Raw genomic sequence first — 14,542 nt, 5'->3', positions numbered from 1 at the left:
CAGCGTGAGTAACCCTGAAGCTCCCGTGCCAAATCCTGTCGCCTTTTTCCTGGCGATAGGATGGAAGCCCGCGATCTCAAGACACCCGGAACAGGCGAGCGAAGCTCGCAATTGGTCCCACCGCAGGTGGCCATCCTCGCACGTCCGTGTCCTTGTTGCGAGGGTCGGATACCCCAACCCCACCAGCATGGCCTTCGCATTCAGCCTGTCTAGAAATTCACCTTGGCTCCGAGTTGCACCTGGCGAGGACCCACCGACGTATAACCGATGACCCCGAACTCGGGATCGTCGACCACCGTGTTCGGCGTTCCGAACACCGGATGATTAAGTGCATTTTCCGCCTCCAGCCGCAGTTCGAACCTCATCCCTTCTCGGACTTTGGCGAGCGAAAAGTCTTTGTTGATCGACAGGTTCGATGTGAAAGACCTGGGCGACCGCACCAGGCCCGTGGCCCGTGGCGCGTCGCCCAGCGCGTATGGCTCCGGCTTTACAAACACCTCAGGATTGACGAAGTATTGGTTGATCCAACTCGTCGGGCTGCCTGAGGCCTGCCCTCCGGTGCGCTTCGGCTTGCCCGTGATGTTGGGCCGCTGTCCATAGGTCGGTAGCGGGTTTACGTCCGCTAGGAACATGGCCAGCGGACGCCCGGCGGCCACGCGCCATATCCCGTTCGTCTTCCATCCGCCCACAATCGCATCCACCCAGCCGGGCGCGTGGCTGAGAAACGCCTTCCCCCGGCCCACCGGCAGATCGTAGGTATAAGTCCACTGCAGCACATGGGGAATGTCGAACGTCGAAAGACTCCGCTCGAGCCACGGTTTATTCGGATCCTGAATGCTGGTAAAACTTCCCAGCCACGTCGTGTTGTCGTCGGGAGCTGATGCGTCGTCAATCGATTTCGACCACACGTAGCTCACCAGGAACTGCAGGCCATTGGAATAACGTTTCTCAGCGGTCACCTGCAGAGCATGATAGATCGAACTCGCAATCGGCGGCGGATCCACGCTCACGCCCCACGGAAACTGCGGATAGGGAAGCTGCAGGTAGAAGGCCGGCACTTGATCGTAGTAGAGATCGCTTCCGGGATCGGTGATCGCTCCCACAAAAGGGTTGTCGACATAGTTTGTAAGTGCGTCCTTGTCGTCGCTCGATAGACTTTCCGCCTCCACCCCCAGGTGGTTAATCCAGTTAGCCCCGGAAAAATAAAGATGGGTGCCCTTCTTGCCGGCGTAAATCGCGCTGATCAACACGTTTGCGGGAATCTGCCGCTCAAACCCGAAGCTCCAGCTCTGCTCATACGGAGTATGGTTCACGTTACGCAGTGGTCCGGCCGCGCTGTAGCCCAGATCCGTGCTCAACCCGAGCGTGGATCCCGGCGGCTTCAACAATCCGCTGGGGAATGGATCGCTCAAGCGCACGTACGGTGTTGCGCCATCGTTCTTGTAAGTGAGAATGGCGCTGGTGCCTTGCTTGAAACCTCCCGACACATACGGTTGCACTCCCGTCGCCCCGGAGCGAGGCTGCGAATAGTAGATGCCATACCCGCCACGGACCACCGTGCGCGAATTAATTTGATAGGCAAAACCAAAACGCGGCTGAATGTCTCTCCAGTCGGTAGTGACGATTCTGCGATGATGCGAGTCAGCGAACACCTCGCCGCCGTACAGAATTCGCGTGAATCCCGCATTTCCAGCCACCTGGAGCGGTGACTTCACCGTCGGGTCAAACCAGTTTTGGCGGTCGTAGCGCTCCGTCCTCGGCATCGATACTTCGTAGCGCAAGCCTAAGTTGAGAGTCAGCTTGTGCGTGACCTTCCAGTTATCCTGCGCATACCAGGCATACTGCCGATCCTGCGTTGCGGGCTGATCCTGAATCTCGTAGTAGTTACTGCTCGAACGGCCCATCAGGAAGCTGGCCATCGCGTCTCCACCGCACGTCGATAAGTCGTAGAAACATCCTGACGATCCCGAAGTATCGAAGTTGAAGTTGCCGTTGGGAGCTTCGGTCTGTATGTAATTCATCTGGTGCTGCCGGCCTTCAAATCCGAACTTCACATCCTGTTCGCCCCACACCTTGTTGAGCGCCACACCTATCTGTCCCGAATCCTTCCCTTGCTTGTAATTCCCATAAGGATCGCCCCCCATGCTGGTGTAGCCGGCAGAGTAATACCCGCCGCCGATAAACATGGCCGGAACCCCTACAAATCCGTTCGAATTCAAATACGCCGGGAACCCGAGGGTACCGAGCGGGTCGGTCACTCCTCCCTCCCCGTTGTAAGCGCTCTGCCGGAACGCTCCCCGCGTGAACCCCAAAGTCGCCGCCAGAATCAACGTATTGGTAAACGTGTGCGTGTCATTCAGCGTAAACAGATTTGCGGTGCTGCGGTTAGGGCCACCTGCGCATGGATCGACAAAGTTTTTGAAGCAGTTATAAGAGGTAGACGCGCTCCACTGATGCGAATACTTCCCGCTTATCAGGTTCTTCTGACTGAAGCGGTGGTCAATCTTGACGTCGAACTGGTCGTTGGGATAGTGGCTCGCGCCGGCCGCCGACCAGTTGTTGTAGATTGTCGGATTCCCCGCCGTGGCCGAAGGCTCCGGAAACATCTGCATCATCTTTTGAGCCACCGGATCGATCAGGTTGCCGGGACCTGCCGGCGGCTGAAGCGAGGCCGGTAAGTCCGGATTCGGGCTCCCCGGACTGGAATACGCGGCGATGTTGTTATAGGGAATGAAAGCGCTCCGCACCGCTCCTGACCCATACCCCTCCACCTGCTGATAAGTTCCGCTGAAGGGATCCCAGATCTGACCCTGCGCCACCGTGCACATACCGGTGTCATCAAAGGTCCCGCCCTGCGCAGCGCACACCTCGCCAAAGTCGCCATTGCGCTCGGCGTCCGAGGGAACGCCGGCCTGGTAGGTGCCCAGATTGCTCGCCCGCGTGCCGTCGTAATCGAAAAAGAAAAATGTCTTGTTCTTGAAGATAGGTCCCCCAATCGTGCCGCCAAAGTTGTTGCGGTGCACGGAGGGAAGCGGATCTCCATTCAAATTGCCGAACCAGCTGTTGGCATCGGCAATCTTGTTGCGGATAAAGTCGTACGCGCTGCCATGAAAAGAATTGGTGCCGGAACGCGTGATCATGTTAACTACTGAAGCCCCTGAAAACCCATACTCGGCGCTGAAGTTTGACTGCTCCACGCGGAACTCATCCACCGCCTCGGATGACGGCGTATAAGTCATCTCCGTGACGCCGCCGTTCGGCTCAAAGTTGGTAATCGTTGCCCCATCCATCAGAATGTCGGCGGTAGCATTGCGGCTGCCATTGGAAACAAAGTTGGTCCCGCCGCAGCCTACGCACTGATCGTCAGCCTCCGTTACCCCCGGCGTCAGCATAGTCAAATCCATCACGTTGCGGTCGATGAGCGGAAGATCGTTGATGAATTTGCGGTCTACAACCAGGCCGGTGGTCGCATCCTCCGCGTCCAGCAACTGGGTCTGCGCGTTCACCTGGACGGTCTCGGAAGAACCAGACACCTTGAGACTCAGGTCCGCGGTCGCGTTCACGTTTACGTCCACGCGGATATCGGTGCGCACCGTCTTCTCAAAACCCGTCATCTCCGCGCTTACCGAGTACAATCCCGGAGGCACAGACCGATAGAGATAGCGCCCGGACTTATCCGAGGTGGCGTTAAAGGCGTAACCTTTATTTTGATCCGTGAGGGTGAGTTTCACCCCGGGAATCACCGCCCCGGTCGGATCCGCCACCACCCCGGTCACAGTTCCGAAGTAGCTTTGAGCCCGCGATCCAACCGCCATTCCCAGCAGGCATGCCACCAGCGCCATCCAACAGAATTGCCACGGGCCCTTTGGTTCCAGCCCGGAAAAGAAGCGTCTCCTCACGTTTCCTCCGTGTCACCAGGAACTTACCGCGGGTTCTTGCGGGTCTTCGCGGTCCGGGGCGGCTTCGAGTCCAGCCATCGCCTTCGCGCGATCTCGTCCTCTTCAAACCCACGCCAAAACAATACCTGACACTATACCCCGGAGCTTCCCCAAAGTGTTCAACGATTGTCCAGGCCTCCGTTCAATCCGGAGGAGTTGTGCTGCGCAACCGAGCCCGACCTTGCCGCGGGCACAATGGTTCAGCGCATTCCTTCAGAGACGCAACCGGATTCCCCCGCGCGTCAGCAGGGCGCTGACAGACAGAATGAATGCCGTGAACACCACACAATAAGAAACGCCCGCCCAACCGTAACCGAAGCGCGTCTCGAAATAATGAATGCCGGCCGCCGCGAGAATGTAGTACCACAAGTCCGGAAGCAGATAGGTCGTCAAGGTGTTTGAACCCGCCGGACGCGCGAAAAAAGCCCATCGCGTCTTTCCGTAGATATCGCATATCCAGTACAGCGCGGTGAAAAGCAGAACCGCAGCCCCAACACTGTAGAGACTCCACGTCGGCGTGGCCCTGATCTTGGAAATGCCAAGCGGCGTGAGCAGCCATCCAGCAACCAGTGACAGAACACCGAACGAAATCCCCAGCACTGTCTTCCGCGCCGGCGATTGCCAGCGATGCGCGCCAAGGAAGATGACCGACGTAACAATCCCGGCGAACATGATGCTCGCCATTGCGCCATTGCTGAATGGCCAAAAGTAGTAGGGAATTCGCTGCGGAAACGTAACCCATCTCGCTGCCGTAACCGCGTTCAACGTCGCCATCATCGCGAACCACGCGAAGGGAGCCCACAGCCACCGCCGTGTCGGTATGTACAGCAGAGCGACGGCCAGATACGTATAGCCGATCAGCCCAAGGATTTCAGGATAAGAAAAATGCAGCCAGCTGCCGCTCTCGCGCCACCCGGCGCGCCCCTGCGCGTGGCGGAAGATTGCGAACATGACGACAACGAGCGCAAACCCAACCACCCGCAACCAGCGATGCAGAGTGGCATAACGCGGCGACTCGCCGTATTCGTTCAGGAAGAGCGCCGCGCCCATCAGTGCGACGATAGCCCAAAGGGCAGGGGGCAGCATCATTCTGCCCGCGTCGCCCCCATCCGCATTGGCCAGAATCAACCCCAGAACCATTAGGGCTGCGGTTCGAACGGCCACGTGCATCCACAGCGCCGGCAGCGACGGGTTGCGCCGCAAGCGCCCCGCTATCGCCAGCGGCATTGACAGGCCCACAATGAAGAGGAAAAACGGGAAGACCATGTCGACGTACGTCATGGCGTCCACATCGGCCTTCATGTGGTAATTCCACCAGGGAAGTCCCTTCACTCCCGCCAGCTCGTTGACAAAAATCATCACCGTCATCGTCAGCCCACGCAGGATGTCGATGGAAGCCAGCCGCGTAGTGGCCGTACGTGTTGCGACTGATTTGATTGGAGCGTCTATTTGAGTAGTCACTTGACTCCGCTTTTCGCACCGAGCCTTTGCTTAGCCCATCAATTACAAAGCAGCATGGGGCCGAGCTTCCGTGCTATCCCTCCTATACTCCCATACCAGCGGGCCCCGCAGTCCAGGTACCCGGCCCATCCCCTTTCCGCATGCCCCTGAATCTTTCCGCTCCTCTTCGTTATCTGTATTCAGAGAGCGCGCGGCAAGTTTCACCCCGGCGCGCGGAAGAGGAATCCTCCATGGGCAAGCTCAACGGTAAAGTCGCACTCATCACCGCCGCCACCTCAGGCATGGCGCTCGCCACCGCCAAACGTTTTGTTGAAGAGGGCGCATATGTCTTCATCACCGGCCGCAACCAGCAGCGCCTCGACAAAGCCGTGAAGGAAGTCGGCGGAAACGTCACCGGCGTGCAGGCGGACTCCTCCAGACTCCCTGACCTTGACCGCCTCTACGAAACAGTGAAGAAGGAAAAAGGCAGCATCGACATCCTCTTCGCCAGCGCCGGTGAGGGCTCCTTCGCCTCCGTTGAAGAAGTGACCGAAGAACACTTCGACTCAACCTTCAATACCAATGTCCGCGGCACCCTGTTTACCGTCCAGAAGGCCCTGCCGCTGTTCAATCAAAACGGCTCCATCATCCTTAATGGATCCATCGCCGGCATCAAGGGCTTCCCCCGCTTCGGTGTCTATTCGGCCAGCAAGGCCGCAGTACGCTCCTTTGCCCGCACATGGCTCGTGGAGCTGAAAGGCCGCGGCATTCGCGTCAACGTCCTCAGCCCCGGAACCATCGACACCCCCGCACTCGAGCCCTTCGGCGACGAGGGCAGAAAAGCTCTCGCCGCGGCTATCCCCCGCGGCACCATGGGCCGTCCTGAAGAGATCGCCGGAGCGGCAACATTTCTCGCCTCCGACGATGCCAGCTTCGTCAATGGAATCGAACTCTTCGTCGACGGCGGAACAGCCCAGATCTAACGGAATCCCACCTCGCTCCCCACGCAACCCGGCTGGCCCGGATCACGCTCATGGAATGCAATCGACCAGCCAGGACCTGCCTCCGACTTGAACTCATTCAAGGACCCATCTTGTAAGGCGTCAAAAATACCGCACCCTGCTTCCACGACAATTCCGCGAAAACTCTGGAAGATGTAGTCGCTCATTACGCGCGCTTCTTCCTTACGCTTCCGGACCCGGTCATACTCACGCCCCAGGACCGGCGGACATAGTCGCCTACATGAAGCTCCTGAATTGACAGCCGATCGCTCCCATGTTGTAGCGGATAGCGCTGCACCCTGACGCGTCAGTGGCCGGCAGCCACAGTGAAACAAAACGGGCGCACCGGGTTTGTCTCGGTGCGCCCGCCCTTTTTGATCAACCAGCTACCGCGCTGCCTTCAACCCCGCGTCCACCGCCGCCTTCATCACGCCGCTCTCCGCAAACAGCTTCACCAGCCCGCCGCTCAGCGTCCGCGCACCACCGCCCGGCATCGTCGAAGGCACAACCATCCGCGCCTGCTTCAGATCCCCCGTCCCCTGCGCGTCCAGCACCATCTGCGCCAGCTTTCGCGCCATCGGCAAATCGAAGCTCTCCGCCACAAACACCAGCTTGCCTCGCGTAGTGATGGTCACCGGTCCTTCGTTCGTCGTGAACACCTGCTCCACCGTCCCGGAAGGAGCTTCCGCCGGCGTTGTTCCCTGTGCCGACACGTCTTTCTTGAGCCCCGAGTACTTCCGACCCAGCGACTCCGCATACAGCTTCGCAAAAGCCGTCGCCGCCTGCGCTGACCGCCATGATGACAAATAGAACAGCGAGATCGACTTCGTGTCCGCCTGCTGCTCCGGCGTCTTCGCGCTCAACCGCTGCCCGGCCCAGTAGATGCCTCCATCCCACGCCGGCGTGAGATTGCGCGCAGCGGACTCGCCGCCAAACAACTGTGACAGGATGTGCAGATCCAGCTCGCCCACCTGCCCAATGTCGTATGGCTTGTATTCCCTGTCCACCACGGTGTGGATGTCCGGCAGCAGCGGCACCACCGGCACCTGGGCCTTCTCAAACTCCCGCGGATTGATAATCTCCCACGTCGAGCTCGGCGGCCGGTCCAGCGCACCCGCAAATGCAGCGTCCTTACCCTTGTCCATCCACACGTCCTGCTCGAAACTCAGCCCCTCCCGGTACGGAAACAGCAGCGACTCCGAAAGCAGCAGCGGCGCCCGCGCCATCACCGGCGAGTCTGACGACCCCGCCATCTGCTGCTTGATGAACTCCACCACCTCGGGATCCTTCACCAGGCTCTTCCCCATCGGCTTCAGAATGTTGTCCATCATCACCGCCGTGGCCTGCCCCTCCGTCACCGCCTCGCGCGCCGTATCCATCTCGTCCTTGGCCAGATGGTCCACATCTTCCTTGTAGTTGGTCGATACCTCGTCCGGCGTCTGGTCGCTCCACTTCTCCAGGTTCACGTGCTGGTCCTGGAGCGCATGCGTCAGCTCGTGTGCCAGCACCGGCTTCTGCTCGTCCACGCTCACCCAGTCCAGCATGTTCACAGTTTTGGCCTTCGAGTCGTAATACGCCTCGATCTGCTCCTTCAGCAGAGCCAGCAGGAATGGCTGCAGATCGAAATCGTGATCCAGCAGACCAAACTTCTTCAGCACAATTTCGCCCCGCTGCAGCCGCTTGGCGCTCTCGTCCTCGCCAAACTTCTCCTTCAGGTAGCCCTCTACCTGGGCGCGGCTGGTCAACTGCCGCTTCACCTCTGCCTTGATCGGCAACCCTGTCTCCTCTGACGAGAACTTCATCAGCTGATCCACCAGCGCAAACAACTCCTTCGCCTGGTCGGGCGTAATGTGCGTCTCAGGCTTATTTGCGGGCTGGTCCTTCTCGTGTTCCTTCACAGGACCGCTGTCCCCCGGCTTCACCGGCGGAGCCGGCGTCTGCCCTGCGGGTGCGGTCTGCGGAGCCTCCTGGGCCGCCAGCCTTCCAGCCCCGCCCACCGCCATCGCCAGTGCCAAACCCGCAGCCAGGGCTCCCGCCAGCATCCCCTCCAGCGCGCCCTTTGCCACCGCTCCAAACTGCTTCTTCATTCGATACTCCTTACTCTATACGTGCCTGCACCCCGCCCAGCCGCACCCGCTCTGAAGGCTATAATTAGGATGCGCCGGCGCGGAGAGATCGCTACTGTTAATCCGCCCTGCCTTTATCGGAACTCCTTCATGACCGACCTCACCCTTGCCGCGACCCCAACGGCCACACCCCTTACAGCTTGGCTTGAGTCAGGGGATTCGCATCCGCGCACCGCGCCGTTTCACGCCGTCCTCTCGCCTGCTCAGTTGGACGTGCCCGAGACAGAAATAGCGGCACTTACTTCCGGCGCCGCCCTCCACGACCTGGGATGGCTCCGCCGCATTGAAGTCCGCGGCGAAGACCGCTTCCGCTGGCTCAGCGGCATGGTCACCAACACCGTCAACGACCTCGGACCCGCGCACGGCAACTACGGCCTCGTCCTCAATGCCCAGGGACGCATCCAGGGCGACCTCACCGTCTGGCGCAACAAGGATGTCGATCCGGCCTCGGACCAGGACAAGCTGGAGCTCGAAATCGCCCAGGATCAGGCCGAGCGCCTCCTCTCCCACTTCGACCACTACATCATCATGGACGACGTCGAGCTCGTCCCCCGCCAGGATGAAACCGCCATTGGACTCACCGGCCGCCGCGCCGGCGAAGTCCTCGCCCGCCTCGGCCTGCCCTCCCTCCCCGAGCCCAAAACCCACACCCGCGCCGACTTCAATGGCCTCAGCCTGCGCATCCGCCGCGGCTACGGCACCCTGTCGGACCACTACCTCATCTGGACCACTACCTCCCTGGTCCCCAAACTCTGGAAGTTCCTCATCACCGGAGGCGCCGTCCCCGTCGGCTTCGAGTCCCTCGAGAAGTTCCGCATCGCCGAGGGCATTCCCGCGTACGGCATCGACCTCGTCGAGAAAGACCTGCCCCAGGAAACCTCCCAGACTGAACGCGCCCTGCACTTCAGCAAGGGCTGCTACCTCGGGCAGGAGATCGTGGAACGTATCCGCAGCCGCGGCGCCGTCCACCGCCATCTCCGCCAGCTCGAGCTCGACGGACCCCCACCCCCCTCCGGTACGGAACTCACCCTCAACGGCGCCGCGGTCGGCCACATCACCTCCGCCGCCGAGCTTCCCCTTGCAAACGGCCCCCGCCGGCTCGCCCTCGCCATGCTCCGCGCTGAGGCTGAGCTGGCCAACAAACCGATGAACTACTCGGCCCCCGAGGCCTCCGGCACGGCTCGCCTTATGGCCGCGCCCCCCACCTTCTAAAACGAAATAAAGGTGACGAAAGTCCATGAGCGATACGCCAAAATTCGAAATCATCGATCGCCGCAAGTACAAGGCTGAAGAAGAAGAGCGCGCATCCGCTCAGCAGCCCACTGCGCCCGAGCCGGAAGCAAAAGCCGACCCTACCCCCGCCCCCGAACCCGAGAAAGCCCCGGAAAAATCCGGCGGCGGCCCGCGCCTGGTCACACCACCCCCCGCCCCTCCCGCCGCGCCCGATGACGACGAGTTCGCCGGCGCCCCCGAAGGCGCCATGCCTCCCGCGCCCACGGCTGAAGAAAGTGAGGAACAAAAGACCGCCTATGAAGGCGCCTCCCAGCGGCTTGAGGACATCGTCCGCGCTCAGAACCCTGGCGCCGGCGCCCAGCCACCCGTCACCCTCGAGCACCTCATCCAGCAGCTTTACCTGTCCTCCATGATCCAGATGGGCGCCGGTACCCAGGAAGGCCAACGCCCCCGCGTCGACATCCTCGGCGCCAAACAAACCATCGACCTCCTCGGCGTCCTCCAGGAAAAAACCGGCGGCAACCTCACCGAAGCGGAAGCCCGCATGCTCGACAGCGTCCTTTTTGAAGCCCGCATGGCCTTTCTCGAGCTCACCAGCATGATCTCCATGGCCGGCGTCGGCGCCCCACCCCCACCCCCCCTCCCCAAGCGCTGATGCCGACGGGCTCCTGGCGACCCTGGCACCCGGTGCCTCGATCGTGCGGATGCGTCCAACAAACGGATGTGCGATAGTTTCCACTGGGCGCAAGTGCTGTTGTCTGCCAAGGGATGATGAAGCCGGCCATTCAACTCGGAGCGGGAGCCGTCCTGCTGGCTGTCACCGCCGTCGCAGCGGGCCAGCAGAGCTCCTATTCGAGCCACCGTCAGCAGGCGCTGGTCCTCGAACAGCAGAAGAGTTTCGATCAAGCTGAGGCGGCCTGGCAGTCGCTGTCGCATACGTATCCATCCAATCCCGAGCCCTATGCGCGCATCGCGTTGCTCGAAGCCCGGCAGGAGCACTTCAAGGAAGCCATTCCGCTTTACAGGAAGGCGTTGGCGCTCAATCCCAAGGTCCCGGGATTACGCCTGAACCTGGCCCTCGCGCTCTTCAAGAACGGTCAGTTCAAAGAGGCGATCCCGGAGTTCTCCACGCTGCTGAAAGCTGCGCCGCCGGATGCGCCCGAAGCACAGCGCCTCACCATTCTGCTGGGCATGTCTCATTACGGGCTCGGCGAGTACACAGAGGCCATCCCTTACCTGAAACAGGGGGCTGCTCACGACGCGCAGAATCTTCCCTTGCGCCTCGCCCTGGCGCACAGTTGCTTGTGGACCAGGCAGAACCAGTGCGTGATGGATGTCTATCACGAGATTCTCGACCTCAACGCGGAATCGGCCGAAGCCGACATGCTGGCCGGCGAAGCTCTCGACGAGATGAAGGACAACGATGGGGCCACCAGAATGTTTCGCGCTGCCGTGAAGGCGAACCCCAAAGAGCCCAATGTGCACTTCGGGCTCGGCTACCTGTTGTGGACACAAAAGCAATATGCAGAGGCCTCTGCCGAATTTCAGGCGGAGCTGGCCAACGATCCGGTTCACGTCCAGTCCCTGATGTACCTGGGAGATACCCTCCTGCAATTGAACAAGGCGGAAGAAGCCCGTCCTCTGCTTGCCAGGGCAATTGAGCTGGATGCATCGCTGTGGCTGGCGAACCTTGATCTGGGCATCATCGACTCCGATGCCGGTCGCAATGAAGATGCATTGCGCGAACTGCAGGCCGCCGCAAAAGTGAAGGACGATGAAGTCAACGTGCACTGGCGGCTGGGAAGGCTTTATCGCGCCATGGGCAGGAAGGATGAGGCCAAAGTCGAATTTGACAAGGCCAGTACGCTTACAAAGGCAGTGGACGAAGACCTGTACACAAAGATTGCTAAAGGCAAGCAGCGGCCTCCTCAGGACAGCGCTCCGCCAACCCCGGTGCCCAATCCTTAACGAACCTGAGTGCGCGGCGGAACGGGCGAGTCTGGCTGCCGCGAGCCACGAGTTCGGCCAATGCCCGCTCAGGGCACACGTGCCGTGTTTCCAGCCTGTCGAGTTCCTGGTCTGACTCCACATCCGAAGCTACCGTCATGAAGCAAAACAGGCAGCGGGTGTTGTAGGTTCCATTTTCGTTTTGCGTGCGGTTGTACATAGCGCCTTCTTTCCGCAAGGGTTTCTTGATCCTATGACGGAAAGAACGCGCCCATCGTGACCCTCGTCACGATGGGCGGCTCAATCAAGCTGCGCTGGGTCACACCTGCGCGTGATAACGCCGGGTGCATGTATCGGCGTGGCTACTGCGCGGCCGCAATGGCTCCGGGGGCCTCGGCGTGGTCAGCCGGGCCTGCGATGCGGGCTTCCGAGGTGCCCCACGGAACCGGCGAGGGCTGCACCACCAGGTTCAGCGCGCCTGGAACCGCATACGGCGAGCCGGCAGCCGCCACCACCGAATCCGGCGATACCGTGAACACCCAGAGCTTTCCCGCCGACTGGCTGATCGCATAGAGGTGATCGTCCCTGTCCCAGAACATCTGGTCGACTTCTTGCCGCGTGAGCAGGCCGGTGATGGCGGTGATCGGACCGGCGCCGTTGAATTGAAACAGCTGCAGACCGTTGGTTCCGGCCACCGCGAGCAGCTTGCCGGAAGGCGACGTGTAAAGATCCGTAACCTCGCCCACAGCCACCCTCGGCATGTTCTCCGCGGTGCTTGAGGTTGTCAGCCCACCATCTTCGCTTTGCGTGTAAGTGGCCAGTTGATACGGACCACCTTCCGCTCCCGATTCCGTTCGCGATTCCGGATACATCGCGATAACAATGTGATTCATGGCGTCGGTCGCGGCCTGCCGCGGGCACCACCGCTGGGCAGGATTGCCGGCCGGAATCGGAACACGGCTGTCAATCCGAGCCAGGGAACCATCTCCCCTGCGGATGTATCCGTAGATGGATGGGTTGGACCGCCCGCAGTCCGCGCCATAGGCGTAGCTGTTGTTCGCGGCAAAGCTCAGGATAGAGCCGGTAACGCCAACCGGCGCCTGGTCCACCAGTTGCAGGCTGCCCGTCGTCTTCTCTACGGCAAAGGCCTGGTAGACCGTCTCAGAGCAATGACCGCCATAGTAGTCGACGTTGTAAACCGTGGCCCCGGTGTGGTCTAGGAACAGCGCCCCCGCGCTGTCACAGCCATTCTTCGCCTGGATCACGCTGGTGGAGGCAGCGCGCCGAAGCGTTCCCTCCCGATCGATTTGATAAGCGTGGATGTAAGTGCCGGATGCGTCTGAGCCAAACAGGTAAAGGCCATTGGTGGCTAAATAGGTCACGTTGTAGGGATAAGGCGAGCCGGATACAGCGTTGAGCCTGCCACGCGCAGTCGCGGCGAACGCATAAACCTGCGCACGGTTCGATTGGCCGGCGCTTGCGGAGACATAAACGTAGGCAGCGGGAACCGAGTCAGCGCTGTTTGCGGGCCCATCGGCCGGCCGATTGGAGGGGGCCTGTGCAGACACACTTGCGGTGCACAGGCCTGCGCACAGGCTTGTGGTAAACAGGTTGCGCATCATTGAGGGTTACTCCACGGACGCTTGAGCCAGGGTTCCGCCGAACGAAATCTTAAGGGAGCTCTTGCCGCGATTGAGTTATGGGAGGCGGAGCGGCGAGCCCAGCAATCTATCCGGATAAGATGCGAAATCTTGCAATGAGGTATGAGAAATGATGACCCGCGCAGTTACCACCGTGCCCGGCTCAGTAGGTGGTGGTCTGATTGATATGGCGCCGCAGATACCAGCACGGCGGGAACCCTTCCTGCGGATACGCAGTGAGCGAGCACGAGACGTCTCTTGAACCGACGTAATCGATCTCCTCCTTGCTGTTCTTGAGCGGAGCGGAGACGAAGTAGTTGACGGTGTATCGGGAGCGGGGCGAGCCGGTCACCTTGAATACCAGCCAGTCCACCCCAAACGTGACCACGGCAAACGCCACAAGGCCCAGCAGGATCATGCGAACCCACCGCATCATGGCCGGGATCCCTCCTGCTCAGTCATGGGCCGTAACGCTTTCAAGCTCGGCCACCACACGGGCGAACTCCTCAACAATGCGGTTCGATGGCTGCGCTTTGAAAACCCGCAGCAGCTCACGGTAATACCAGAGCTGCTCGTCGCGGCCGCGCTTGAAGCGCTCCCACACGCGTGCGCCGATCCCGCGGTGGTCGCTCAGAATGGTGCGCGCGTTGTAAAGCTTATCGGCCGCGGAGATGAGCTGCACATCGAGCGGTTCACTGCCCAGCCGCTCCACATAACCGGCCTTGCGCTCCGCCCAGGGCGCCTTCTGATTAGCGCCTTCGACAAAGCTGTCAGAAAGACCTGCGACCATGCGCGCCACCTCCGCGCCGAAGTTATGCTCGACGTCGCGCAGGCGCAGCATGCCGCCATGGTCTTCCACGGCATCGTGCAAGACAGCCGCAATAGCCATATCCTCCGTCACCGGCACGGGCGCGTGACCGTTTTCACCCATCACCAGCGACGCCACTCCCAGCAGGTGCGACATGTAAGGAATGTCGCTTCCCTTGCGCGCCTCGATATGCAGGATGCGTGCATAGTCGACGGCCTGCGTGAATCTTGAACTCAGAAAGAGAGGTCGAGCCGCCGCATTCATAAGGTCCCTTTCTCCCGCAGCCCTCATGTTACTCTTTGAAAAATACCTATATGCGTTTCCACATTCTTGCTCTCTTCACGCTGACAGCAACTTCCATTCTGTCTGCCCAAACCGCGCCGCCTGCAACTGCAGGTCTTCCCAAAGA

At 60.7% G+C, this 14,542-nt stretch carries 10 protein-coding genes; 4 read left to right on the top strand and 6 right to left on the bottom strand.

Annotated elements, in window-relative coordinates; genetic code table 11:
- Window positions 1-209: 209 nt before the first annotated feature.
- A complete protein-coding gene (locus VGL22_RS10030) occupies window positions 210-3,899 on the bottom strand; it encodes a TonB-dependent receptor (RefSeq protein WP_465266776.1) in 3,690 nt (1,229 codons plus the stop codon).
- 252 nt (window positions 3,900-4,151) lie between these two features.
- Window positions 4,152-5,399: a DUF5009 domain-containing protein gene (locus VGL22_RS10025; protein WP_465266775.1), complete on the bottom strand. Its 1,248-nt coding sequence runs from the start codon at window positions 5,397-5,399 to the stop codon at window positions 4,152-4,154.
- Between the two features lie 230 nt (window positions 5,400-5,629).
- Between VGL22_RS10025 and VGL22_RS10020 the strand changes: the two genes are divergently transcribed.
- On the top strand, window positions 5,630-6,361 hold the full coding sequence (locus tag VGL22_RS10020) for an SDR family NAD(P)-dependent oxidoreductase (RefSeq protein ID WP_465266774.1): 732 nt from the start codon (window positions 5,630-5,632) through the stop codon (window positions 6,359-6,361).
- Window positions 6,362-6,765: 404 nt separating this feature from the next.
- Here the strand turns inward: VGL22_RS10020 and VGL22_RS10015 are convergent, their stop codons facing one another.
- Window positions 6,766-8,466, bottom strand: a complete 1,701-nt coding sequence (locus tag VGL22_RS10015) for a hypothetical protein (protein WP_465266773.1) — start codon at window positions 8,464-8,466, stop codon at window positions 6,766-6,768.
- Between the two features lie 129 nt (window positions 8,467-8,595).
- Here VGL22_RS10015 and ygfZ point away from each other — a divergent pair, with 129 nt between their 5' ends.
- The 3 genes from ygfZ (at window position 8,596) to VGL22_RS10000 (ending at window position 11,706) form a co-directional block, all read left to right on the top strand.
- Window positions 8,596-9,717 carry a CAF17-like 4Fe-4S cluster assembly/insertion protein YgfZ gene (ygfZ, locus tag VGL22_RS10010; RefSeq protein ID WP_465266772.1) on the top strand — a complete coding sequence of 374 codons (1,122 nt, stop codon included), beginning with the start codon at window positions 8,596-8,598 and terminating at the stop codon, window positions 9,715-9,717.
- Window positions 9,718-9,742: 25 nt separating this feature from the next.
- Entirely contained in the window at window positions 9,743-10,393 is a 651-nt protein-coding gene (locus tag VGL22_RS10005) for a DUF1844 domain-containing protein (protein ID WP_465266771.1), read from the top strand.
- A 113-nt stretch (window positions 10,394-10,506) separates the two neighbouring features.
- Window positions 10,507-11,706 carry a tetratricopeptide repeat protein gene (locus tag VGL22_RS10000; RefSeq protein WP_465266770.1) on the top strand — a complete coding sequence of 400 codons (1,200 nt, stop codon included), beginning with the start codon at window positions 10,507-10,509 and terminating at the stop codon, window positions 11,704-11,706.
- 341 nt (window positions 11,707-12,047) lie between these two features.
- Here the strand turns inward: VGL22_RS10000 and VGL22_RS09995 are convergent, their stop codons facing one another.
- The 3 genes from VGL22_RS09995 to VGL22_RS09985 form a co-directional block, all read right to left on the bottom strand.
- Window positions 12,048-13,307, bottom strand: a complete 1,260-nt coding sequence (locus tag VGL22_RS09995) for a lactonase family protein (RefSeq protein WP_465266769.1) — start codon at window positions 13,305-13,307, stop codon at window positions 12,048-12,050.
- 181 nt (window positions 13,308-13,488) lie between these two features.
- Entirely contained in the window at window positions 13,489-13,761 is a 273-nt protein-coding gene (locus VGL22_RS09990) for a hypothetical protein (RefSeq protein WP_465266768.1), read from the bottom strand.
- A gap of 18 nt (window positions 13,762-13,779) precedes the next feature.
- Window positions 13,780-14,397: an HD domain-containing protein gene (locus VGL22_RS09985; RefSeq protein ID WP_465266767.1), complete on the bottom strand. Its 618-nt coding sequence runs from the start codon at window positions 14,395-14,397 to the stop codon at window positions 13,780-13,782.
- Window positions 14,398-14,542: the final 145 nt, after the last annotated feature.

Source organism: Occallatibacter sp. (assembly GCF_036502485.1).
Lineage (GTDB): Bacteria > Acidobacteriota > Terriglobia > Terriglobales > Acidobacteriaceae > Telmatobacter.
This window is presented reverse-complemented; position numbering and strand designations above follow the sequence as displayed.